At 55.2% G+C, this 23,081-nt stretch carries 29 protein-coding genes; 9 read left to right on the top strand and 20 right to left on the bottom strand.

All coding sequences use genetic code 11. The features are described from left to right. Window positions 1-3: 3 nt before the first annotated feature. Genes BLU85_RS15365 through BLU85_RS15340 form a run of 6 tightly spaced genes read right to left on the bottom strand, consistent with a single transcriptional unit; the run spans window position 4 to window position 3,367 of the window. Window positions 4-243 carry a hypothetical protein gene (locus BLU85_RS15365; protein WP_092200957.1) on the bottom strand — a complete coding sequence of 80 codons (240 nt, stop codon included), beginning with the start codon at window positions 241-243 and terminating at the stop codon, window positions 4-6. Further along, window positions 240-722, bottom strand: coding sequence for a Gp37 family protein (locus BLU85_RS15360; protein WP_092200960.1), 483 nt, complete (start codon window positions 720-722; stop codon window positions 240-242). The genes BLU85_RS15365 and BLU85_RS15360 overlap by 4 nt, the downstream gene beginning before the upstream one ends. Then, window positions 722-1,153, bottom strand: coding sequence for a gp436 family protein (locus tag BLU85_RS15355; RefSeq protein WP_092200963.1), 432 nt, complete (start codon window positions 1,151-1,153; stop codon window positions 722-724). Before BLU85_RS15355 ends, BLU85_RS15360 begins: the two co-directional genes overlap by 1 nt. Window positions 1,154-1,156: 3 nt before the next feature. Next, on the bottom strand, window positions 1,157-2,137 hold the full coding sequence (locus BLU85_RS15350) for a major capsid protein (RefSeq protein ID WP_092200966.1): 981 nt from the start codon (window positions 2,135-2,137) through the stop codon (window positions 1,157-1,159). 13 nt (window positions 2,138-2,150) lie between these two features. After that, window positions 2,151-2,519, bottom strand: coding sequence for a head decoration protein (locus tag BLU85_RS15345; protein ID WP_092200969.1), 369 nt, complete (start codon window positions 2,517-2,519; stop codon window positions 2,151-2,153). Between the two features lie 8 nt (window positions 2,520-2,527). Then, window positions 2,528-3,367, bottom strand: a complete 840-nt coding sequence (locus tag BLU85_RS15340; protein WP_092200972.1) for a phage protease — start codon at window positions 3,365-3,367, stop codon at window positions 2,528-2,530. An 878-nt stretch (window positions 3,368-4,245) separates the two neighbouring features. Here BLU85_RS15340 and BLU85_RS15335 point away from each other — a divergent pair. From BLU85_RS15335 to BLU85_RS15320, 4 genes are all read left to right on the top strand, one after another. Continuing rightward, entirely contained in the window at window positions 4,246-6,099 is a 1,854-nt protein-coding gene (locus BLU85_RS15335) for a protein kinase domain-containing protein (RefSeq protein ID WP_092200975.1), read from the top strand. A 155-nt stretch (window positions 6,100-6,254) separates the two neighbouring features. Next, complete coding sequence (locus BLU85_RS15330; protein ID WP_092200978.1) at window positions 6,255-7,244, top strand: DUF4365 domain-containing protein; 990 nt, start codon at window positions 6,255-6,257, stop codon at window positions 7,242-7,244. A gap of 278 nt (window positions 7,245-7,522) precedes the next feature. Further along, window positions 7,523-8,161, top strand: coding sequence for a hypothetical protein (locus tag BLU85_RS15325; protein ID WP_092200980.1), 639 nt, complete (start codon window positions 7,523-7,525; stop codon window positions 8,159-8,161). A gap of 287 nt (window positions 8,162-8,448) precedes the next feature. Continuing rightward, a complete protein-coding gene (locus BLU85_RS15320; protein ID WP_092200983.1) occupies window positions 8,449-9,492 on the top strand; it encodes a DUF4238 domain-containing protein in 1,044 nt (347 codons plus the stop codon). Window positions 9,493-9,662: 170 nt separating this feature from the next. Here BLU85_RS15320 and BLU85_RS15315 read toward each other — a convergent pair whose 3' ends face one another. The 11 genes from BLU85_RS15315 to BLU85_RS15255 form a co-directional block, all read right to left on the bottom strand. Beyond that, complete coding sequence (locus BLU85_RS15315; RefSeq protein WP_092200986.1) at window positions 9,663-10,337, bottom strand: hypothetical protein; 675 nt, start codon at window positions 10,335-10,337, stop codon at window positions 9,663-9,665. A gap of 116 nt (window positions 10,338-10,453) precedes the next feature. Then, window positions 10,454-10,930 (bottom strand): phage virion morphogenesis protein, encoded by a 477-nt coding sequence (locus BLU85_RS15310; RefSeq protein WP_092200989.1) that lies wholly within the window; start codon window positions 10,928-10,930, stop codon window positions 10,454-10,456. 115 nt (window positions 10,931-11,045) lie between these two features. Further along, window positions 11,046-11,840: a phage head morphogenesis protein gene (locus tag BLU85_RS15305; protein ID WP_092200991.1), complete on the bottom strand. Its 795-nt coding sequence runs from the start codon at window positions 11,838-11,840 to the stop codon at window positions 11,046-11,048. A gap of 1 nt (window position 11,841) precedes the next feature. Next, window positions 11,842-13,224, bottom strand: a complete 1,383-nt coding sequence (locus BLU85_RS15300) for a phage portal protein family protein (RefSeq protein ID WP_092200994.1) — start codon at window positions 13,222-13,224, stop codon at window positions 11,842-11,844. Continuing rightward, window positions 13,221-14,825 (bottom strand): terminase large subunit domain-containing protein, encoded by a 1,605-nt coding sequence (locus tag BLU85_RS15295; protein ID WP_092200997.1) that lies wholly within the window; start codon window positions 14,823-14,825, stop codon window positions 13,221-13,223. The genes BLU85_RS15300 and BLU85_RS15295 overlap by 4 nt, the downstream gene beginning before the upstream one ends. Further along, window positions 14,822-15,373: a phage protein Gp27 family protein gene (locus tag BLU85_RS15290; protein WP_092201000.1), complete on the bottom strand. Its 552-nt coding sequence runs from the start codon at window positions 15,371-15,373 to the stop codon at window positions 14,822-14,824. Before BLU85_RS15290 ends, BLU85_RS15295 begins: the two co-directional genes overlap by 4 nt. Window positions 15,374-15,375: 2 nt before the next feature. Continuing rightward, the gene (locus BLU85_RS15285) at window positions 15,376-15,669 is read right to left on the bottom strand and encodes a VpaChn25_0724 family phage protein (protein ID WP_092201003.1); all 294 of its coding nucleotides are present in this window, start codon (window positions 15,667-15,669) and stop codon (window positions 15,376-15,378) included. Continuing rightward, window positions 15,666-15,971 carry a DUF2730 domain-containing protein gene (locus BLU85_RS15280; protein ID WP_092201006.1) on the bottom strand — a complete coding sequence of 102 codons (306 nt, stop codon included), beginning with the start codon at window positions 15,969-15,971 and terminating at the stop codon, window positions 15,666-15,668. Before BLU85_RS15280 ends, BLU85_RS15285 begins: the two co-directional genes overlap by 4 nt. 16 nt (window positions 15,972-15,987) lie before the next feature. Beyond that, window positions 15,988-16,206 (bottom strand): DUF7940 domain-containing protein, encoded by a 219-nt coding sequence (locus BLU85_RS15275; protein WP_092201009.1) that lies wholly within the window; start codon window positions 16,204-16,206, stop codon window positions 15,988-15,990. Further along, on the bottom strand, window positions 16,203-16,703 hold the full coding sequence (locus BLU85_RS15270; protein ID WP_092201012.1) for a structural protein: 501 nt from the start codon (window positions 16,701-16,703) through the stop codon (window positions 16,203-16,205). Before BLU85_RS15270 ends, BLU85_RS15275 begins: the two co-directional genes overlap by 4 nt. Before the next feature lie 1,478 nt (window positions 16,704-18,181). Then, window positions 18,182-18,400 carry a hypothetical protein gene (locus BLU85_RS15255; RefSeq protein ID WP_092201018.1) on the bottom strand — a complete coding sequence of 73 codons (219 nt, stop codon included), beginning with the start codon at window positions 18,398-18,400 and terminating at the stop codon, window positions 18,182-18,184. Window positions 18,401-18,629: 229 nt separating this feature from the next. On the opposite strand from BLU85_RS15255, the gene BLU85_RS15250 reads away from it, so the two are divergent. Next, a complete protein-coding gene (locus tag BLU85_RS15250; protein ID WP_092201021.1) occupies window positions 18,630-19,016 on the top strand; it encodes a hypothetical protein in 387 nt (128 codons plus the stop codon). A gap of 121 nt (window positions 19,017-19,137) precedes the next feature. Next, window positions 19,138-19,542, top strand: a complete 405-nt coding sequence (locus BLU85_RS15245) for a DUF6896 domain-containing protein (RefSeq protein WP_092201024.1) — start codon at window positions 19,138-19,140, stop codon at window positions 19,540-19,542. Window positions 19,543-19,683: 141 nt separating this feature from the next. Here BLU85_RS15245 and BLU85_RS15240 read toward each other — a convergent pair whose 3' ends face one another. From BLU85_RS15240 to BLU85_RS15230, 3 genes are all read right to left on the bottom strand, one after another. Next, window positions 19,684-20,274, bottom strand: coding sequence for a hypothetical protein (locus tag BLU85_RS15240; protein WP_092201027.1), 591 nt, complete (start codon window positions 20,272-20,274; stop codon window positions 19,684-19,686). A gap of 69 nt (window positions 20,275-20,343) precedes the next feature. Next, a complete protein-coding gene (locus BLU85_RS15235; RefSeq protein WP_092201030.1) occupies window positions 20,344-20,829 on the bottom strand; it encodes a hypothetical protein in 486 nt (161 codons plus the stop codon). Between the two features lie 16 nt (window positions 20,830-20,845). Continuing rightward, a complete protein-coding gene (locus tag BLU85_RS15230) occupies window positions 20,846-21,265 on the bottom strand; it encodes a helix-turn-helix domain-containing protein (protein ID WP_092201033.1) in 420 nt (139 codons plus the stop codon). 121 nt (window positions 21,266-21,386) lie between these two features. Here BLU85_RS15230 and BLU85_RS15225 point away from each other — a divergent pair, with 121 nt between their 5' ends. From BLU85_RS15225 to BLU85_RS15215, 3 genes are all read left to right on the top strand, one after another. Continuing rightward, the gene (locus tag BLU85_RS15225; protein WP_025214346.1) at window positions 21,387-21,623 is read left to right on the top strand and encodes a DNA-binding protein; all 237 of its coding nucleotides are present in this window, start codon (window positions 21,387-21,389) and stop codon (window positions 21,621-21,623) included. A 217-nt stretch (window positions 21,624-21,840) separates the two neighbouring features. Beyond that, the gene (locus tag BLU85_RS15220) at window positions 21,841-22,143 is read left to right on the top strand and encodes a helix-turn-helix domain-containing protein (protein ID WP_092201036.1); all 303 of its coding nucleotides are present in this window, start codon (window positions 21,841-21,843) and stop codon (window positions 22,141-22,143) included. Between the two features lie 9 nt (window positions 22,144-22,152). Then, entirely contained in the window at window positions 22,153-23,079 is a 927-nt protein-coding gene (locus BLU85_RS15215; RefSeq protein WP_092201039.1) for a hypothetical protein, read from the top strand. Window positions 23,080-23,081 lie beyond the last annotated feature (2 nt).

Genomic DNA, 23,081 nt, shown 5'->3' with positions numbered 1-23,081 from the left:
GGGTTATTCCTTCGCGGCGGATAATGTTTGTGCTGCCTTTACGGGTAAGCCCGTCGGCAGAGGGTTAACGGGTTGCGGATGCAGGTGTTTGAGGGCCAGCAAAACGCGGGTGTACTCGTGGTCGGCGGGCATGCTGACCGGTTGGCCTGGGTGCAGGAGGACTTCGAGGCGTTCGCCGGTTTTGCCGACGCGTAGAGAGGCGCAACTGGGTGGTCCGGCGTAGCGGTACGTGGTGAGTTTCATGGGTGCTCCTGGCATTGAGCTGAGGTCAGTCGTGGTCCGCTTTCGGGGACGAGGGTTTGCAGGTGTGTGGTGCGGGTGGTGAAGTCTTGGGCGTACTGCCAGACGCCGCTTTGGTGACCGATAAAGTGTTCTGCGACGGGGCGGCAGGCTTGGTCGGCGTGCGGTGGGCACCAGCCGGTGAGGCAGGTGCGGATGCGGTCAAGGTGACCGACGACGCCATCTTTGCCATTGAGTTGGCGGAATACCAATGTGAGGCGCAGCACCCAGTGACGTGCCTGGAAGCAGGCGTCGGTGCTTTCTGACTGGCCGAACGTGGATTTGCCGTAGGCGAGCAAAACGGCACCGCGGGGATGGTTGAGCCGGTATTGCAACGGGTTTTCAGGGAACAGCTCGATTATCAATTCGCTGCCAAGATCGGCTTGTAACCGGGCGAGCATGGCGTCGAGCAGTTGTTCGGTTGGAGTTTTGGCCGGCGTCATTAATAGCGGTCCCACTGTTGGGCGCCGAATTGTTGAGGACGTGCGCGCACGCGGACCTCGCCGGGCTCTGGCACGGCCTGGCCGGTGGGTGTGCCGAGGGTGATGACGCCGTCGCGGATGTTTTCCAGTAGTTGGAGGGTGTCTTTGCGGCTGTCTTTCACGGCGTCGGGCAAGGCGCCTTCGGGGCGGCGTTGGTAGAGCCAGTGGCGAGCCAGGTAGACGACGGCGTCGCGCAGGACGGTGGGCACCGGGTCGAGCGGCAGTTGATATCGGCCGCGCAGGTACCCGTCGACCAGTTCCTCGGCCTGGCGCACGCCGTCGACGATGACGCCTTCGTTGGGCTGGGTGGCGGCCGGGTCGTCGTTGGAGAGCTGGATAAGCGTCATCAGGGGGATAGCGTTGCCGAGGTCGGCACGGGTGCAGTAGCGCATGGCTCAACCCGCCTTCAGTTCAACGAGGGCTTCGGGGAACAGGCACATGGCCAAGGGGTTGGCCTGGGCTTCCAGGTCCCAGCCTTTGCCCATCTTGCGCGGCTCGGCTTTGCTGTAGAACGCCTGGCCCAGGGTGTTGACGGTTTCGTTGTAGTTGGCCGGGGCGTTGAACAGGCGGAACACGCCACGGGCGACGGGAAAGACCTGGGCGATGTCGGCCGGGATGAAGCGTTGGCCGCTGACGGTGACGTCGTATTCGATGTACTCGATGCCGCCAAAGGTGAAGCCTGAGCGCATGTCACCGCCGAGGCGGTCTTGGGCCGCCTGGTAGTGGGCGAAAGCTTCTTTGACTTTGGCGTGGTCGGTGAAGGCGTCGAACCAGTCTGGCCCACACAATGCGCGAAAGCCGGTGACCATGACGCCGCCGAGTTTGGATTCGGCGTGGCGCTTGGCGTCCAGACAGGCTTTGCGCACGTTGGTCTCGGGCTTGCTGAGGGGCACGGTGACCTTCTTCTGTTTGACGTCGAATTCATCAAACAGGTCGAACAGCACCGAGCCGTCGGCGTCCAGCAGTTGGCCGCGCAATGCGCCGACGCGCTGGAATTCGCGGGTGGCCTCGATGCTGTTTTTGAGTTCCTGCAGGTGGTCGTTGACGACGGTGACGACGGGCGCGGTGGCGCTTTCCTGGCCGAAGGCGGCGATGCCTTGTAGCTGGCTGGGCAGGATCGAACTGCTAACGGGCAGGTGCAGGGTTTCGAAGGTGCGGCGTTTGCGTTTGCGGCCTTCGAGCGGCGCGGGATCGTCGTTGCGTGAGGTGTTGGGCACCAGCACCAAGCGGCCTTCGCGCTCATCAATGATGACGCTGGTGCTGGTGACGCCTTTCTCGTCGAACAGGCCCATGGCGCCGACCTTGCCGGGGATGGCCGGGAGTTTGTTGATGGCGGCGGTGAGGTTGGCGACGCTGAACAGGTCTGGCAGGTTCATGGGGGGTTCCGGGTTAGAGGGTTGTGCGGGCGACGATGCCCAGGGCGTTGAGTTCGTCGAGGGCAACGGTTTGCTGGGCTTCGGTGATGCCGGCGGGCCAGATCAACTGCCCCAGGGCCAGGACGGCGCCGCGGGCGATGACTACGCCGGGTTGATCGCCGGTCGTGGCGTTTACGCGTTCGGCCAGGACGGCAGCGGCTTTTTTGGCGGCACCGCTGCCGGCGGGATCAAGGCGTTGGTATTTGCCAGCGACTTTGGCAAGCACCTGACCGAGTGGGTAGTCGGTGCCGGCGAGCAGCGTGACGTTGCTTTTGGTCCAGCCGGGGCTGACTTGGAGCAGCAGTAAATCGCCCAGGTCTTTGGGTTGGTTGAAGGTGGCCATGGGGATTCCTAGCGTTGGGCGCGGGCTGCGGCGTCGGCGAGTAGAGGGTTGGTGGGTGCGGCGTCGGTTAGGCCGGTGCGGGTCTTGGTGGCGACTTCGGTGAAGCTGATGGGGTTGGTCAGGTCGTTGAAGAGGGTTTTGAGGCCGACGCTTAACGGCTGGCGTTGGTCGCCTTCGCCGAATGCCAAGGGGACCGTGCCGGACTGCGCGGCGTCGAGGGCTGCGATGACGACTGGGGCGTGCAACGGCTTCATGCCGGCGGCGACCAGTTGTTCTGCGTAGGCGACGCTGGTTGCGTGAGTGGTTTGTTGTGCGGCGAGACGGGCTGCGTTGTCGCGTTGGGCGAGTTCGGCTTTTAGGCGGTGGTTCTCTGCTTCTAGTGCAGCGGTGGTTAGGTCAGTGGCCTGTGAACCGTCTTCGCTGAATTGAATGACGCCGGGCTCACTCTCGGCCAGCTCGATGGGCCGTAGGCCTTTGACGGCTGGCGGTTGGGCGCCGAGGAAGCCGACGTGCCGCAGGTAGTAGACGCCGGGCACGGGGTTGTTGGCTGCGGTTGGGTGGTAGAAGGACGCGGAGATTTTCTTGTAGCTGCCCTTGGCGATCTGCTCGGCGAAGGATGCGTCGATTTGTTGGGGTTCGGCGATGAGGCCGTGGGCGGTGGCGGACAGGGATTTGACCCAGCCGGCGGCCGGGGCGTCGTGTTGCGGGTGGCCGATGACCAGTGGGGCTTCGTGGAGGGTTGGGTTGTAGGCTGCGACGGTGGCGGCCAGGTCGGCTTCGGTGAAGTTGTAGGTGGTGCCGCATTGGGCGGTGTGGGTGCCGGGTTTGAAGATGTGGAGTTGGGTCATGGGGCTGCGCCGTTGGGAGATGGTGTGCGCAGTTTTGGGTGTTTGGTGGGGTTGGGCTTTTAATCAGATTTAAAGAGTTGGTGAGCCAATTCAGGTGAGTTTCTGGGTTTGAGCAAAACGTGTTGGATATGAAACTGGAAGATAATCTGAAGGTTGGGTTTGCGTACGATGGGAACTGGCTGGACTACGAGCAGAGCTGCTGATGGGCAATGCTGCTGGGAGGCTTTATAAAGCGTTTACGTTCGTTTTTTTGCTTTCCGATGAATAGGCATGAGCTAGGCCGTTTTTTCACCTGGCACGAGCGTTTGTGATCCATCTTTCGCGCTTCGTCAGAAGCGTGCCCCTAAGCAATAGAGGCCGCGTCCAAATCTGCATACTCTCCCAAGGGAAAACTGTTGTTTCATGGAGAGGCTAGCCAGCGAAGCCTGATATCGCGGAAGCCATTATTTGCAATATAAAGGCAGCCTGATGTGGCGCGTCACTATCCGGTAGCTGCTGGCTGCTTAAGGGGCAAAATCTAGCTATAAAGGCGCTTTCGACCAAAGTGAACGCCGCGCTCACAAATGAGGTGACTCACTGTATAGATCGCGAGTGCCTTGGACGCCCACAATGAATTCAAACCTCATCGAGATGTGACACTGCTATTGCTTGCGCGCGGAACCTTGACAGCAAGGACTGAGGTGCCGCGGAGCATCTACGGTGAGATGGCGGCTTCCGGATCACAGTGGAGGGGATGCCGCGGCTACCAACCCTTCTCATTTTGTAGCGGCTCAGGGGACGCAGATCAATTGCGTGTGGCTTGCTTAGCCTTCATTATGCTGCCGGAACACCAGCCTAGATAGAATTCATTAGGTATGACTAAAGAGCATATATAGATCATGGATAAGACATCGAAGGTTGGCGAGAGCAATGCACCCCCCCCGAATGATACTAACGGATGGGAAGTCGGCCCCCCACTTGGTAAAGGAGGAAATGGACAAGTATGGGAGGTTCAAAAGAATGGCACAGCGGGTGCTCTAAAACGTCTTTTCACTCATAAGAAATTTCCAGAACGGCACCTAAGATTTAGAGATGAAGTCGGCGCTATGCGAAAGTGTAGTGGCATCGCTGGGGTCTTACCAATCTATGATGAGGATCTAGACTGTTCACGTCCATGGTTTGTTATGGCTCGTGCGACACCGATCAGAGAAGCATTGGGCAATGAGTCAAGTCTTTACAATGTCGTTGTAGCTATGCATGGCATAGCGAATGTTTTAGCTCAATTGCATTCGTGTGGAGTGACGCATCGAGATATCAAGCCGGAAAATCTTTTTATATACAATAGTGTTTGGTCGGTTGGTGATTTTGGTCTTGCTACATTTGATGGAAAAGAGTCAAAAACACAGTCGGGTGAAAAAATTGGCCCAATACACTACATTGCGCCTGAAATGCTCAATGACGCTAAAGAATCTCGTGGAGAACCCGCAGATGTTTTTTCCTTAGCAAAGACACTTTGGGTTCTTGCTACCGGGCAAAGTTTTGCCCTTCCTGGGTCGTATTATTCGAAGTATGATGTGTTTCGCCTAGGTCAGTATATAAGTTCTGAGCGTACACGGCACATTGACATGCTGATTGAGGCTTGTACCGCGGTAATCCCAGAGTCACGCCCAAGCATGCAACATGTACTAAATGAGTTGTCGGCGTGGCTGAATCCATCCGTGGCGGAGATGACCAGTGTCATGAAGATTGATATCGGCGATTATGCAAATAAGCTAGACAATGTGCAAGCCGAGACAGAAGCAAAAAATGCTCGCGAGCAAGATGCATATAATAATAGAGTGATAGTTAAGCAAAGGATGGATCTGCTTTTCAAACCATTTTTAACGGAGTTGGGGGCTTCGCTAAAGCTACTCAAGTTCAAAAATGTAAGCGTATCATATGATCCTGAGGCGAAGGCAACAGCATCGATTGCTACCCCCGACGAGACCTCTCCGAGCTTTTCCGTTTCTTTATCCTCAAATGTTTCAGGATCAATTATAAAAATCAATGCGACAGTGTCTTTCACACGTGGGCCTTCATATTTCAGTAGGCTAAGAATTTGGGGGAAAGAGATCGACTTTATCGATGGATCTAGCGCAGAGGAGCCTAAAGTGGCTATGCTCCTTGAGTTTATGAGGAGTCAAATGTCTGTATGGGTCAATAGTGCCCTCGCGATAGCTTTTGGACCGAGCGAGCAATTAATCGATCACAGCTCCTTTAAAAAACGCATCAAGGTTCTAGATCAGCACGGTAACCCAATTCAGGACGCAGCTGTCGCAATCATAAGGTCTGACGGTTTGCATCAGTTTGAAACCACCAATGATCGTGGAGTTGTGTCGCCGAGTCACGGCCCGGCTAATCCATATATGGTTTTTGCCGCGCACGCTGAGTATAAAAGCAACACGTCAACCGTGATTGGTGATATTACCGAAATCACACTCGAACGAGCAGATAATTTTTGCTCTTGTCTTGCTAATACAGGTTGGTTTTCAATACCAAATATTGGGCATGGAATAGATTTCATAATAGACAAGAATAAAATGTATATTTACAGTTCAAAGGATGTATTGATCGATAATGGAGCTTCGCAGCCGGTCGGCATTGAAGTGGGGAGAACTATTCAGCTTCGCAATGCTTTAGGTCATGTGACCAACGTAACATTATCTGCGGTATGCGGAACCTGTATTCTTTTCGATATTGAAACTTTAATTTGAGGTTGTCATCTATTGGAGGTTGATGCTAGCTCTCAACCTGGTCTTTCGTGAAAAAATAAAGGAAGTGGCTAGCAGGTCATCCTAATATCTATTGCGGGACTGCTAAAGCCAATTATTAACGTGTATGTCTTGATATTTTTAGCTGATGGAGGCGTATGGGGGATAATCGGGTAAAAGAGCGAATAGGAATCAATAAGGTTTCCACTATTGTAGAGGGCCTTTGGGCGTGTGGTTGGCAAGAATACGCCTCGCAAAATGATGATGCTGTTGATGGTGTGATCATTATGAGACGCGGTGAAAAACGTCCTACGGATAGTGGTGGATTGGTTTTCGTTCAAGTTAAATGTGGGGGGAATGGCTATCGCAAGGATCAAGTCCAGTATCCCAACCATATTGGAGTTCAGTTAGGTAAGGAATATATTAGTAAGCATAAAAGTAGATGGGCAAGGTTGCCAGGGCCAAGCGTAGTAGTTTTTGTCGACGATACAATTTCTAAGGAGAGTCCACCGGCTTGGTGGGCCGACCTACGTGATGCAGCAACCTATTCACCCACAAACGAAGGGATGCTCCTAATACCAAAAACTCAGAAATTCGCTCACCATACGAAGGGAGATTTCAGGCGGTTGTGCGGGACGAGTCATATAGACCGCGAGCTGGAAAAGTTAAGTATATCCCGCAGCGAAGTATTTATTCCAACATTGGGTCGCAACGAGTCATTGAGAGACGATGCTTGGGAGTATTATAAGAGTTGGCGTTCTAATCTTCATGAAAGAACAAATCAAGTTCTTGGTGAGATTTTAGTGAATAGGGTCGGATGGAAGCATATAACTCGTCGAGGCCGCCATTCCGAACGAATTATTCAATCATGGTTACTTCTTGGTGCTGCCAAGAAAGCAATAATGGAGTCAAAAAAAATATATCAGCTTGGAAGAGCCAAAGAGAGAAAGTTTTCAGATGGGAATACCGAATTGACCGATTACTTAGGTATCAGAGTAAGTGTGTCATTTCCTTATCGCCATGAGAGTATAATTCAAGTGATACTGAAACGCAGTCGGTTACTAATGCCTGGCAACCTGAATCCTGAAAGACAAAAGATCTGGTTTTATTCTGTTTATGAGTTAAGGCGAGGTATATCTAATATCTAATTAGAGCAGCCGCCTACCATGACCGAGTGAGACTTGAGCGAAAAATCGGTTACGAGGTAGTCCGATACGCTATTACTCTACCAAGGGGCATGGGGCTAGCTGCACGTGCATGATAACCGTCTTGGAAATCGCACGCAATATTTGGCATGTGGTCTCGACGTCGGTGTCGAACGTAGAGTTTGGAGGCTAACCGAAGGTTGCAGCATAGACTATGATGTTAAGAGAAGCCCGCAAAGCTCCGAACACGCCATGGTGACGGCTAACGAATCGAGGTAAGGATGAATAAAAATGATACCCAACGCGGCTCAGCCGTGGTCAAAGCTCTTCAATCCGATTCGATAATGAGCGTAGGGAAGGATTTTTTGGAGGTTGGCGTAGACGCTTTGCTTGAATCTGGTGCTCTCAAAGATATTCCGATTGTTAACACCATAATCAATATAATTGGTGCAAAAAACTCCGTAAGAGATCAGTTACTCGCCGCCAAGCTTCTTCGTTTTCTCAGTCAGCTCTCCGATATTTCAAAAGAAGAGCGGGTAGCGATGGTAGAGAAGCTGAATGAGAATGATAAGTTTTCTGGAAGAGCGGGCGCTTCTGTAATTGAAATTTTGGACCGAATGGAGAGTGAGAGAAAACCTGAGTTGGCCGCGAAGTGCTTTGCTGCTTACGCTAAAGAAGAAATATCCTTCGAAGAACTTCGCCGCATCTTGTTTGCACTTGAACGAGTTCCTTCCTTTGATATAGAAAAAATCGGGCAGTTTGCGAAGGTGACGATTGCAGAAGCGGCGAAAATGGATGAGTCTCTTTTGCTCGCATTCGTAAATGCAGGCTTGGGCAAGAATAATGGTGGTTTCGATGGAGGCGCTGTTCTCCCAACGAGCCTTTGCAAGCTTTTCCTAAAAATTGGTCTCGTTTCATAAACTCTCAGCTACCATAGGCGTGCTGATGACATGGTTCCGATACTTACTCGTATATCGCAATCGCATGGAGGCCGGCTCTTCACGAACGGCTTGTTCTGGCGGGAGCACTCTTCACGCGCGACCGTTTTTATAAAAATTATGTACTCTGGTCATAATGATCTAATTGATTTGTACTGTTATCAACTGTCGTTAAATCGAATGCCTTCCCTTAATAATTTATCTCCGTCTACCGCAAACAAAAAAATCAATCGCACGTTAGGCTATACTCTCTCAAAGGAGAAGGAAGAATGTCAGGCTTTCGGCACCATTTCATTCCTAAATTCTTACAGAAAAGTTTTTCCAGTCGAACCACTAACACAGATGTTTATTGCTGGGTTTTCTCCAAAAACGCAAAAACATTTCAACCAAACATAAAAAACGTTGGAGTCGAGACTTTGTTTTACTCGACTTCGTCGGAAGCTGAGTTAGATGACAAAATATCCAAAGAGGAGGAAGGTAACTTTTCGCCACTGGTTGACCGGCTTCGCGCGAGCTCAATATGCGAAGAGGATACAGCAAAGATTTCCGCAATGTTAGCTCACTTTGAAATTCGAAGTCAGCACTTTCGATCCAATGCTAATATATTGATTTCAGAGTTAATAGATACGTTGCTTGAGACATTTTCAAACTTAAATTCCTTGCAGGACTTCCTAGGAAAAATTATATCTCCAAACTCGCCTGTATTTCAGAGAGCACTACTTGAGGCTGGAATATCGAAAAAGCTTTTCAAACAAATCACGGAGTCAAACCCAGCAGGGTTTAGGGAGCTTAAGGCTAGCATCGCTCGCGGAGTATCAAATACAATATATGAGCGACGAGATGCTATGCCTGCTTTGATTGCCAAGGCTATCAAAAATGCCCATATCAAAACACTCAATGAGTCCATTTCACCCCCCAAAAAAGCAAGCAGATACTCAAATTTAAAATATACCGTTCAGAGCTATTCTACAGACGATCTGCCGCTCGGAGACTCCATCATACTATTTCATGTTGCGGGCGATAGAAAGTTCAAGCCTTTTTTGGATAAATCCGACGAGCTAATAGCGGTAATTCTACCTTTGTCGCCCAGTCAATATTTAATAGGTTCAAGTTGTGAGTTGGACGTCGCGAAGTACTCGGATCTTGCAGTAGAGGTCGCGCGCTGCTCATTTGATTATTTTATTACAAATAAAAATGCAGAGCGCACTAAAGACTATCAATCTGAAATTGGCACCAATTCACACTGGCTCTCTGCACAAGATGTTCACAAAATATTCGCTGAGTCTCTTGATGAAATATTAGAGGGGTGTTAGAACTGGTTGCCTTTGGTTGCTGGTCCCTGAGATTTTCGGTGACTTACGGGTATGTGTACTAGGCAGTCGTCAGCTACGTTCACTTATCGTCAGTAGCTGTTCAGTTTTAGCTGTACACATTTTTCTACCAGCATTATCTGTGGCCTTGTTCTGAGCTTGAAGAGTTTTGACTATTGCTGTTGCTGTTGCTGTTGCTGTTGCTGAGAGTCTTTGCTGTCCTGAATCGTTTTCTTGATTTCAGCGACCTGCGCCTCTACTTTTTTAGCCGCATTCTCAGGCTCTATCTCTGCTTCAGTTGCGCAACGATTCGACGTATTCATAGACGCCCATACGATCAGCCGTCGCACTTGCAGCGTGGGCTCTTTGTCGCCGAGGAGTGTCTTTATCTCAACGTTGTAATCCGCGAGAATTTTACTAACGATACGTGCTCGATTTGAGCGGGCAGATACATTGTCACTTAAATCAGCTTGAATGCCATTGGTTGCTCCCGACAAGCCCGACCAAGCCTTTGCGGCAGATCCACCTGCAGTGATACCGAAGACACTCCCCGCCAAGACACCGAGAACCTTGACGCCTAACCGAGTATTCGAGTTGATGTTACCGCCGCTCTCGTAATAATTGCTGACCTGTCTGCAGTATGTGCCTGTCGCGAGCATCGCCGAGAACATATCGTTGTCGCTACAACTCGTCTTGCGACAATCGCTGAGAGGGACTCCATCGCTCTTTTGATCCCAAGGCCAAATCGGAGAAGGGTTCACTATGATCTTCGTCGTCTGGCCAGCTGTACCACCTGCGCAACCGCTCAGAATGCAGCTAAGCCCGATAAGCCCGATAACCATTTTCATCGATTTTCCTTAATCTGGAGGCGCAGTGTCATTTTGATACTAGTCGAGAAAGAACGAAGCGCAACGGCAATAAATCCTTTTTTGCCGCTGTCAGACGTGCAATGGACGGACACCTCCTAGGAACGTGCTGCTTCCTCCAGATGTACCAAAGCTAAGTCGAGAATGGCCCTTTTAGCTTCAGGCTGCAGGTGACCTTCAGTATCCATGGGTAAGTACGGCCGGCCCGGGATATCACCCCACAGCTGCGGGAAATCTGCCTGGTCACCACCGAACTGCATCATCGCCGCATAAGGTTTATTGCTACCCACCAGCGCCGAGCTATCGGTGACCTGGGTAGTGATTGACGCGGCCAGGCCGGCGGCGCTGACTTGCAGCATCTTGCCAGGCCAGTGGCCGTTGTGAGCTCGTCGTTCGGTGGTGGTATCAGAAAGCTCAGGCCACTGGGGACGGCCTTCCTGTTCGAAGTTTTCTTCGGTTTGGCTGGCGAGTTCGGCGGCCAGGCTGTGCATGAGTGGTGTGAGGTCTCCGATGGAGTGTTCCACTTTGCTTAGGGTTTGCTGCAGGTATTGGTGGTCTAGTTCGATGATGAACATAGGATGCCTTCCATTTTGGTTTGCGGTGGGTCAGGAAGTATTGGTGGGGCTGGGTTTGGGGCTGCTGTGCAGCCCAGCGGGAGCAAGCTCCCTCGCCACGGAGACGTGTGTTAATTCAGCTAGTGCCGGGGGCGTGATTGAAGCCTGGGTCGGTGCGGAATGTGATGGTGTGGCCTTGGGCGTTGGTGAGGCGGATGCCGGTGATGGTAGCGGTTCTGGTTTCTCCGGTGCGTTTATCGGTGCCACTCTCGACGGTTTCGGTGAAGGTTCTCCCATGGCTGGAGATGACGATGAGCCCGCGGCGTTTGACGGCAGCTTCGCTGAGGGCGACGACGCGGCAGCGGCAGTTAAAGCCGTTGGGCGGGAAGATGGTTGACCAGATGGGGTCGTCGTGGCGGAAGACTTGGCCGTGCATGGCTCGGTGGCTGCTGCGGGTTTTACCGTCGAGGACGGCGATGTACATCCAGTACGGGTGGGTCTCGGTGGTCTGTTCCATGGCGGTTTTGCGGCCGGCCATGTAGGCGCTTTGCAGGTTGGTTTGGTAGATGGTTTTTAGGCGACGTGGGCTACCGAGCTGGACGGTTTCGGCGCTGCCTTGGCTGTCGACGATGACTTGCTGACCCCACCAGCCTTGGGCTTGTAGGACTGGTTTCAGGTTGGCGGTGAATTGCTGAAGGGTTTGGCCCTGTTGGAGGGCGGTTTCCAGGGCGGCGCGAATGTCGCTGAGTAGGTCCAGGCGCATGGCTTTGGCGACGGTGAACGCGTGGTCGTGGGCCTGGTCGAGGATGTCTTGCCAATGCCAGGTGATGGCGTAGCCCTTGGCCTTTAGGTAGGCGATAGCGTTGGCGGGCTCGAGGCCGAAGATGACCTTGAGGTCCGCGGGGTTGAGCTGCTTTACGGGGCTGGCCATGTCAGTCTTCCCGGTCGGCGGTGGTGCTTAGGCGGCCCCAGGTGTCGGCCATGAACATCAGGTTGGCGAGGTTTTCAGTCAGTTGGTTTAAGGGCTCGGCCGGCAGGCTATTGATGGCTTGGTCGAGGGCGGCTTGGTCCGGCGCCGGGTGTTGTGTGGTTTCGGCGAATGACGGTTTGTCGCCCCGGGTCGGTGCTTGTTGTAGGTCACCGTCCTGCAGGTTGTAGGTGCGCTGCCAATAGGCGTTGGTGAACCTTACGCCGGACTCGGTCAGGGCCTTGTCGCGCTGGGCCAGGGACTTGTCGATTTCTTCTTGTTGCCACAGGGCATAGCGCGGCGCGGCGACGTCGGGGCCGAAGTTGAGGTCAACAACGTGGCGGATGCAGGCGTTGAGTGCGCTGGCGACGATGGCGGCGTCGCCGTCGCGGATGTCTTGGGTGACTTCGGCGCCGGCGGTGGCGCTGGCGTGGTTGGTGTCTTTTTCGGTGGTCTGGTTTTGCCCGAGCATGGCGACGTTGATTTCGCTGCGGCAGTATTCGAGCAGTTGGCGGTAGACGTCGGCGCTGCCGGCTTTGCCGGCCGCTTCGATGATTTGCACGCTGGCGTCGTCGGGGATGGCGGCGACGGCGTCTTGGACCATGGCTTCGAGGCTGTCGAGCAGCAGTTCTGTTTCGCCGTCGGTGGCGCCGCGTGGGTGTTGGCCGATGACCCAGGGGCTGCCGTACTTTTCGGTGAACTGTACCCAGAACTTGAGCCCGCCTTTCATGAAGGTGGCCGGCCAGAAGCACATGCTCAGGTCCGGGAAACCGTAGGGGTTGGCGTAGGTGGCGTCTTGCCGGGCGACGACAAAGCGTTGCGGGTCGCAGGGCTCGCCGTCTGGGCCGGCGTCTTTGGCGCGAAAGTGCAGCGCGTTGTTTTTGTCGTAGAAGAACCATTCCGCCGGTTTGCCGAGCAGGTCTTGTGGCACCCAATGCCTGCCCACGGGGCGCCAGAGGAGTTCGATGGGTTGGTAGCCGAATAACGGTGCGTCGAGCAGTTCGCGGATGATGCGGTCCAGGTCGAGGTCGGTGAGCCAGTCGGTGATGAAGCGTTCCACTTTGTTGGCGGTGTCTTCACGTTGCAGGCCTCGCTCCAGCGACAGCACGGCGGCTTTGCGGCGGCGGATGTTGCCGCCGACGAGGGCTGAGCTGCGCAGGTTGCGGTACACCGCCATGTCTTTGCCTTGGGCTTTGAGAATCGGGTCTGGGTTAGGTAAATGGCTGCCGAAGTCGCTGGCCTGGGCGCGGCCTCGGGTGGCGATGTGGCGGTTGAGGGAGCGGCTGCGTTGGGGCTCGGCAAAGTGGACGAATTCAGTGGGGCTGACCCATAGGCCTGTGTTGTTCATGCGTACCCCTGGGTGAGGTGTTGGCCTTGGCGTGGGCGGCGTGATTTGACGGTGACCGGGCCGCTGGCGACTTCCAGCGTGGCGAAGTTGGCGAGCGCACCGGCACCGGCGAAGTCGCCGTGGCGGTAGAGGTCGGGGTCTTTGAGGTCTTGTTTGCGGGCTTTGACGATCATGGGGATGCCGTCGACGGTTTCGATGGCGCGGATGTCTTGGTGCAGCGAGTCGTCTTTGGGCAGCGTGATTGTCGCGTCTTCGAACAGTTGCACGAATTTGGGCATCCACGCGCCGTACCAGGTCCGGGTGATTTTCACTTGTTGGATGCGGTTGTGGCCGAACGCGTCGGCGGTGTCTTCAGCGAGTGTTTCGCCGCTGCCGGTGGCGTCCAGGGCCGCGCCGACGAAACGCGGTAGTCTGCGCAGGATGTAGAACAGGATCTGCTGCTGTTGCCGGGTGGGCACTTTGTGCATCTCGACCACGAACGGCACGTCGCGATGCCGTGCTTGGTCAACGGACATCGGGCAGATGATGGAGAAGTCACGGTGCCGGGCGTAGTCCATGCCGAGGAAGTGGCGTTGCTCGGGGGCGAGCGGCTGTAGCAATCGCGACAGGTAGCGCTCGATCCAGTCGTTGACGTAGGCCTCGCGCCGGTAGACCGGCTGTTGGGTGAAATCATCGTCCAGGGCCAGGCGCAGAACGGTACGACCGGGGCGCATGGCGTCTTCAATCCAGACGCCAGGGATGCAAACGCCGTTGCCGTCGCGTGGGATGGCGTCGAGTTCTTCGCGCATTTGCGCTTTGCGCGGGCCGTAGGCGTTGCGGATTTGTTTGTACCAGGCTTCTTTTTCGTCAGCCGTGGCGACCTTGCCGGCCATGAAGCACACCCGTTCAAACAGGCCATTGGCGACGGCGTCGTCGAAGGTGGCGCGGAAGACTTGGGCGCTGCTGCCGTAGCGCTGGTCGCGGATGTCGCCGACCATTTGGTTGAAAGCGTTGGCTTTGCCGTTGTGGGTGCTGATGATGACGATGCGACCGCCCCAGATCAGCAGCGCTGTGGCGGCGTCGAGCACGGCCGCGACGTCGCGGTGAAACGCAGCTTCATCGATGATGACTTTGCCTTGTAGGCCGCGCACGCCCGCCGGGTTGCTGGAGAGCGCGACGATTTTGAAGCCCGAGGCGTAGCGGATGCGGTAGGCGTTGATGTGGCGGGTGTTGCCGGCGTCGTCTTGGTCCTGGAAGAGGAATTCTTCGATTTGGCTGACGCCCGACGCTTGGGCTTCGGCGATGACGCGGCTGAATTTGGCGCAGTAGCCGATGAATTCCAGGCCCTTTTCCTTGGTGTCGCCGATGTAGAAACAGTCCATGCCGCCAGCGATTTTTTGTGAGGCGGCGGTGATGACTGAGTCCAGTGCTTCGGCGAAGGTGATGCCGGTACGGCGGCCTTTTTCACAGAGTTTGATGTGGGCGTCGATGGCCAGCCATTGCGATTGGTGGGCCATTAGGATGCCTTCGCCCAGCGGGTCGTAGCCCTCGGGGATCTGGCGGACGCTGGGCGGCAGTTCGTCCCATTCGATGACGCGCAGTGTGCTGGCGGCGGCTTTCATGGTTTGACGCCGAGGAATTTCTGCCGCCAGAACTGGGCCTGGTCTTCGGTCATGCCTTGGGCTTTGACGGCGTTGTCGAGTTCGGCGGCTTGCTCTTGCAGCAGGCGTTCACGGGTGGCTTTTTCGATGGCCTGGCGTTCTTTGACGCTGAGGGTACGGGCTTCCATGGTGGCTTTGGCGGCGCGGGCCAGCGCGGAGACTTCAGCGACGGTGACGTCGTCTTTTTCGTGGGCGCCCATGGCGGCCTGGTAGGTCAGGGTTGAGATGGCTTCGACGAGTAAGGCGCCGGTTTTGTCGGTAGCGTCTTCACCGAAGGCGCCGACGAAGGCTTCGGCCATTTCGCGTTGCTGACGGGCTTTGTCGATGAGCTCGTCGAAGCCCAGCTTGAAGCGACCCAGGGCGCTGCGGCTGGGGGCTTTTTCGTCGGGGAAGCGCTTTTGGATGTCGGCGAGCATGTCGTCGAGGGTTAAGCAATCTTCACGCAGAAGCTTTTGAATGTAGGCCTTGACCCGCGGTGGCAGGCGATTGATGGAGGATTTGCCGGCCATGGTCAGGCCCCCGGGCGTTTGATGCCGGGCACGCGGGCGCGACCGGCGGCGATGTCTTGGCCGCGTTCGGTGAGGGTGGCGACCAGCACCGGGCCGATGTCGGCCAGGGTGACGGCGGCCTGTTCGGCGAGCCATTGCAGCTCGGTTTTGACCTGGTCGCGGCTGGCGGTGTGGCCGAAGTTGTCGAGGGCGGTGTTGAGGACGGAGCTGTTGGCGCGGTAGCCGGGCATTTCAACCAGCAGTCGCAAGATGACCAGGCGCATGTCGTGACGCAGGTAATCGGCATAGGGGGTCATGTTTTTTCTCGCAGCAGGTAGTCGTTGATGCGGTCGAGGGACCGGGCCAAGGGGCTGAGGGCGTCTTTGACGCCGGTGAGTTCGGCGCGGATGGCTTTCATGTCGCCCAACAGGTCGGTGACCGCTGATGGGTCTGGCAGGTGCCGGACGTGTTCCTCGAGGGCGACGATGCGGGTGCGCAGTTCAAGCAGTTCTCGAGCGCTGGCGGTGTGGCGGTTGGTGATCCAGGTGTAGAGGGCCAGTATGGTGAGGACCAGCCATTGCACGGTCTGGAAGCCGAAGTTGAGTTCATTGAGGTTCATTCAGCGCTCCGCAGGCTTAGTGCTGTGGTGGTCGGTCTGGCCCTTGTTTGATCAGGCGTGCGACGAACAGGAGGATGGCCAGTGCGCTGTTGAGGGTGGCGTAGGCCTTGGGGGGTAGCTGTGGCTGCCAGAGGGGCAATAGTTCCAGTTGGGCGAACCCTGCCAGGACGATGACCAAACCGATCTGGAGGCTGTAGAGCTTGTAGCCGTGGCGCCAATCGCTGATGAGCCTCATGCGGGCGCCCCTTTGAATTGGCCGTGGACAATGCCGCGCTCGATGCCGGCCAGTGATAGGCCATCGGCAATGATGGTGTCGCCGTACCAGCGGCCGCCTGGCAAGGGACCTGGACCGTTTTCGTGGCGGATGATGACGGTGACCAGGGCGCGCATGATGTCGAAGTCGTAGACGTCGACGCTGGCCGCATCGGGGTCGAGGCCCAGGGCGCGCGCGACGCTGATGATGTAGGCATCGGTGTTGTTTTCTGAGGGCGGCGCCCAGCGCTCGATGATTTCGCGCACGGTGTCGATGGGGCTGCCGTCGGCGGCGCGGCGTTTGTCTTGGTAGGTGATGAGGACACGGGCGATGGCGCGGATGCCCCAGCGTGGGTTGATGTATTGGACGTATTGGTTGTCGGTCTGGTCGGTGGACATGCCTTGCCAGCGGACGCCATGGGCGTGGCGGATGTTGCCGGGGTTGTAGTTGCGGATGCCGCGGGGGTGTTCGGGTCGCATGGGGTCGCCTCCTGTCGTGGCGCCCCTTGGGTTGGGGCGCTGGATGTGCTCAGGCCGCTATGGTGGGTGGCGTGGGCTGGAGGGGCTTTTAATCGGGTTTAGGGAGAGGGGGAGCCGGGCAATGCGGACGCCCGGGCTGCTGTCGATGATTTGTGTAGTGTTGGAACCGCATTCGGCGGAGGTCGGCCAGTGGGAATGGCTTACGCCTAAAGAGCGCTGTCAGGTTCCAGCGCCACGAAGGAGAAAAACGAGGCTACCCAGCGGTATATCTGCTTTCTGAATGTTACTCGCTAGGGTGAACGGATCGTGTAGGCGTTGCCTGCCTCCGCGAATACACATCAGATTCTGTAAGGTAGTTTCGATTCTGCCCCCCGCTGGCGTTTCAATAACGAGCGCTGCGCTCGAACGTACCGGGTGCGGAAAGTCATGCGGGATGCCGGGGGAAATTACGCAACCGACACCATTTATTTCAAAGATTTCTTCAACTTTGCAGATCAAATGCATGCAATGGAGACCTACGTGAGGGGGGATCACAATATGTAGGGAGTGATTCGGACGGAATGTGCAGCGCGAGAGCTGGCCCACATACCTAAGCTCTCGCTTGGTCACCGTGAGGTTTACACATTCAATATCGGAAAGATCGTCCATTCAAATCCCAAGCGAACCAAGAGCTGTCGTTACTCCACATGTATACACCTGCGCCTCACAATCTGTCAGTGATATTCCCACCCCACCCTTGGCTATCGTGCTTTCGGACACTGTCCGCTTTGGGTCGAGACTGTGTAAAAAGCATCCATCATGCTTCTATCTACAACGTTAAATCTGCCATATTGAATCAGTCACAGAGGCGTTTGTGGCTGGGCTCATCACAATTATCTTGTGAGGAAAGCAACGGAGGGTCTTCAACGTGTTCCCATTCCAAGTACCACTCGTATGTTTCGTTGTCAGCCTTGAATTCATGTTTAACAGTCCAGCCAAGCTCCACTAGCTTTTGAGCCCTGTGTGAGCCGTGCGCAGTAGTCATTCTCGGGGCTTTCATATTTCGGTCTCCTTTTTTCTGCGCCCTGGCTTTGGTAAACGCGTGTACTGCTCGAGTTTTTGTTTCGATGCGGGATCTCGATCCTCGCCATGCTGGGCGGGTTTCGCGATGCTTCGACAAGCTGGAATAGACCTTGGATAAAAGGCCCCCTATGACGTGCTCTTCACTGTGGTTCCAGCTCTGACCATAAAGGACTGCGTCCAATACCGACCATCAACGTTCCGTAGTCTTCAAACTTGCTGACATTTACTTCAGCCTGACTCTTCCACGTGGCTTCACATTCTTCGCACACCCAAAGTGAGATTTTTGTAGAGCGGACATGCATTGCTCGTATGTATCCTTGGTCGCATCTTTGGCATTTAACCAGCATGTTAATCATCCTTAACAGGACTTCGGTGCAGTCCAATCCTATCGGCTGTTCTTGGTCGGTAGTCGGCTACTACGTGATACTGAAAATCCGGGAGATCAGGGCCGTAGCTTTTTGACCGTCAGCCTCATAGAGGCCAGTCAGCAATGTCTGATCCGCGAGCTTATGAAGGTTGAAAAAATTGTAGAAAGCTTGACCAAGCCTCTGTTGTTGGAAGGCGTCTTGATTCCATTGGATCAGAAACTCATCGTAAGCAGCTTTCTCGATTTCCAATGCTGCAGAGCTTTCCATATGCACCTCCCGTGGCTATAAGTGCGTTCAGAGCGTACTCAGCCCGTTGGGCTGGTGCAAGGAATACGGCTGCTAACCCGAAGCGGTCATTGCCTGGATTTGAAGTTGACCGTCAATGAAGCCGTAATGCAGCATGGCATTGAACATGTGGCGGCTGTGCGGCCACTCTGTCGGATAGAAAGCTTATGAGTGATGCAAGCGTACCTTCGTACCTAACCGGAAGAAGCTCATGATCAGGGTGTTACCGAAGAATGAGCTCGAGAAGCTTTCGATTAAAGCTGGCGCAGAGGGTTTAACCCTGAGTGATCTTGCCGCCACTTGTGAGAAATTTGATGTTACACCGCAAGATGTGCTGAACGAGCTGTCCATTGCGGTTGCGGAAGGTTATCTACAGGGATCTTTGATCTATGATTTTTGCGACGACGTCATGAACGGGATCGTAAATGCCGTGGTTGAAGTGGGTATGACCAGCGAAATGCCTCAACCTGCTTTCTCACTTTACCAAGCGTTCGATCAAGGTGAGTGGAGCCGTAGTAGCGACCCGCCTGAGACTGACCCCAGTGAGAAATACACAAGGCCGGTGGTTTGCGAAATAATGCGAGCCCTTACAAATTGAGAGTTTTTCGTTCTTGGGTTGGACGCAGGCGTGGGTCGGCCAATAGCGGCCCATCAATTGCTTCGAATGCTACTCTCTGCGGCCTCTCAACTCAGCGCCGCTATCTACAACGTGAGACTGTATGAATAACCAACTCGCCATTTTAATCCGCGACTACCAAGCAAGCGTCGGCGCCGCTGTGGACATGATGCAGCGGTCCGGTATCCCACGGCCTCTGACCAATAGGGATTGGGTGGGAACTGACATTCCTCAGCGCGGAGAACTTGAAGGCGGAGTTCGTTACTTCAAGCACGGCTATGGCTGCGCGGTTAGCCTCCCCACGGGTACAGTAGACTTTGACTTTGGGGCTCATGGTGAGATCAGCGGCTTCGACGCATGGCGACTTGCTAGTTTTGCCAGCGACAGGCTGTCGGATTACGGTTTTGTTGATGAGGATGCAATCAAAGAGTGCTTCAAGGCAGAAGTGGCCGCCGGTTCTCTAGTGTATTCCGGGTACATCCTCTACTACTTAGCGGATGCCACCTGACAATCGCCCGCTCTATCCATGCAGTAATCTCAGTACAGGGCGCCTGTCTGGATCTGCCAATTTTGCTCACCTATCAGCGGCCAGTTTTGGTCGATTTATGTTGTCGTCACTCGACGCGTTGCTCTCAGCCGGTCATGGCTGTTAAGTACGCTGGTCAATCCGCCGTGTTTTGTCGATGGTAGGCGCTGCTGTTTCGACCGAGGGATTCGCGCTTTGCAGGCAGTCAGCTCGGTTGAGTATGTACTCATCCATGTGGCTTTGGATCGAGCCGGGTATCGGCTCAGTACCTCCTTGGCGAATGGCCGTCACGTGGGCCTGCCACCAGCTGTTGGCAAAGATTGCCGCCGAGGTGCACTTGCCCAGCGGTTGGAACACGGAGCGACCGAATTGCGCGTAGCTACCTTCCAGCAGTGATTTGAATCGTTGGCTGTGAGCGTTCAACTCATGGCGCTGGCCGGCCTTGAGTATTTGCATACCTTCGGCCATCGCGCTGTCCAGTTGCAACAGGTGTTGGGTTGCACTGCTCAGTGCCTGTGCACTGGGGCCGTTATACCGCGCTGTGGACGGTTGCGCTTCAGATGCGGCGCCTGGTGAGGGGGCGCTCGGTTCGGGTTTGTTCGGCAGGAACCCGTACATCATGAGACTTGCGATAACACACCAGCCGATTATCAGTGTGATTTTCTCGGCGGCTGGCCGATCCTTCCAAGGGGTGCTGTGTTTTCTCTCGGTCATTGAAACCTCCTTTTAAAGTGTCTTTGGTCGTCCCTGACCGTTTAATGCTGGCGGTTATCTGCCAGTGCTTTATCTGTGTGACCTCATGGTTGTGAGTGCAAAGAATCCCAGAGCACCTGTCAGGCCTAAGGCCAACGGTTTTAGCGTTTCAAGCGGATAGTCCATGACAAAAAAGCTGAGACCGGTAATGCCGACGCAGCAGACACCTGCTTTCAACACTTGGATATTGTGTCGCTTTTTGTGCGCCCAATCTTTTTCCTGCTCAGCGACTTCGTCGTGACGGTGCAGGTTGTAATGACAGTGCATGCACAACTGTGTGTAGCGCCATGTGCAGTGGCGGCATTGCGGGCATTCCCGAGCACGATCACCGCCTTCTGGCGGGGGCGCTTTGGCGGTCTTTATGTCAAAGGTTTGATGACCGAGGTTGATATGCCCCCGGTTGCCCTTGATCTTGATGGTGAGTTCGCGATTTTTTCCGTCCCTGGGGAGATTTTCGATTTCCTCAGATAGCCTGGCTGACAGATTGCTTACCAGGGCCTCGTCGTCTCTTCGCATAGAATTCCTTTGCTATTTAGCGATTTACTACCAACTTCAATATTCGCTCAACGCGTGGTTGATCAAATCCTTGATCGTCACCCAGCGCGTTGTAGACCTCTGCGGCCACTTCGGCCAATTTCTTTGCGGGCCAGCGCCGGCCGGCTTGTTTGGCGGCTGCTTCTAGCATTTCGATGATTCGGCCGAGCTTTTCGCTGTCGATGGACGCCCATGCGGCAGCGGACGGCGTGGCGGTGTTTTTTTGCCCGGTGACGATGAAGCTCAGGTCGGCACCGGCTTCGGCAATGGCGGCCAGGTAGTTAGCGTCGGGCACACGTTCGCCTGCTTCGTAGAGCATTTGCGTTTTTTTTGTCACGCCGGCCAGTGCCGCGAAGTCGGTCTGGTTGAGGCCAAGTCGTGTCCGCTCTGCGCGCAGCCGCTCACAAAAAGAAACCATTCGGTTGCCATAAAGCCTTTGAAAAGGAACCGATTGGTTCCATCATAAATTCACACCGTCCTACCACGAACGGCAACTTAATCGGCACCCCAGCGGTGCCCGCAGCCCCCGGAGTGAACCCATGGCGCTACGTACAGCAGATCAGGCCCGAGCGGAGCTCAAGGCCAAAGGTGTTTCGATTACCCAATGGGCAATCGCCAATCGTTTTTCACCCAACCTGGTGTTTGAGGTGTTGGGTGGACGCAAGAAATGTGTAAGGGGTCAGGCCCACGAGATCGCGATCAAACTGGGTCTTAAAGCCGGAGAAATTTGTACTGATCCGGCGACAGCCCTTGAGCTCAACCGTTTTGTGGCGTGAGGCTCGTGATGAAAAATCATATCGGCTATTCGGAATCTACCGTTTTAAAACCTACGTCGTGTGGGTGCGCAGGGCAAAAAAAGAGTTTTCCTACAAAAAACCCACCAATTCACACCTTTTTCGTTGTTTCCACTTTTTGCCTGAACCCATTGCCACTCAATGCCACCGGTATTGAGGGTGTCAATTTACCTGAAATGTCTGAGCCGGAGGCGAGGTTATGAATCGTTCGGTGTCGGCTGCTGCACGCGTGTTGCGTGCGCTGAAGGCGTTGAAGGGGCACACGGTGACGGGTTTGAGTAATACGGAGTTGGCGCAGCTGACGCAGGACAGTCCCTGCAATATCACGCGGGCCATGCAGACACTGATTGAGGAGGGTCTGGCGGTGAAGCTGGATAACGGCCGCTTTGCTCACTCGGTGGGTGTGTTGCAGATCGCACAGGCGCATGCCGAGCACATGGCCCGTTTGACGGAGCGTATGCAGGAAATCAATCAGCGTATTGCCGCTGGGTCGATCGTTTAAGGAGGTTGTATGGCACGGAGCAAGAGCATACCCGTGGAGGCGCTGGCGCTGCCTGTTTTGGATGGGGTGATGTTGACCGCTGATCAGAACGCGATGGCTGCGCTTCACGCCTCGCACAGTGAAGAGTGTGACACGGTGAATCAGTTGCTGGGGCAGGCACAAATGGCCGGCGTGTTTGAGGCGTTTTCCCGCACGGTGCGGACTTCGAAGTTGGCATTTGTGAAGGAGAAGAAGCTGTATCGAGGGCTGGCCGGGCGCAAAAGTCCGCACGGTGCGCAGGTGTTGAGCGGTACGTGGGAGGAGTTTTGCGGGCTGCTGGGGCGTTCGGTTGATCAGGTGGATCGGGATATCGCGAACCTGCGAGCCTTCGGTGAGGAGGCGCTGGATTCGATGTCGCGTATGGGGATCGGGTATCGCGAGTTGCGCCAGTATCGCCGTTTGCCGCAGGACCAGCAGGCGGCGCTGATTGAAGTGGCGAAAGCCGGGGACAAGGAGGCGTTTGTTGATCTTGCTGAGGAGATGATTGCCAAGCACACCCAGGAGAAGGATCTGTTAGGCCGGCGCCTTGATGAGATGAAGGCCGATTACACCGCGCAGAGCGAGGTGATGGCGAAGAAGACCGGCGAGCTGGATAAGGCTCGGCGGGAGTTGGAGGTGTCCCGTAAGCGAATCCAGGCGATGCCTGCGGATGAGGTGGCGAAGGCTTTGCGCGGGGAAGTGGCGGCGATCGCTTATGAGGCAGAGGCGAGTGTGTTGGGGCCATTGCGCGAGGGGTTTGCGAAGCTGGAGGCGTTGGCTGTCGGTGGTGAGGATCACCGTGTTTTTAAAGCCGGTTTGATTCGGCAATTGGAGATCACGCTGGGGTCGGTTCGCAGTGAGTTCAATTTGCCAGATCAGGCGGATGGCGTGGCCTGGATGACGCCTGCGGAGGCCTGATT

The organism is Pseudomonas sp. NFACC14, from assembly GCF_900106885.1.
In the GTDB taxonomy this organism is placed as follows: Bacteria; Pseudomonadota; Gammaproteobacteria; order Pseudomonadales; family Pseudomonadaceae; genus Aquipseudomonas; species Aquipseudomonas fluorescens_AA.
The sequence above is the reverse complement of the archived record's forward strand: the minus strand, read 5'-3'. Positions and strand labels throughout refer to the sequence as shown.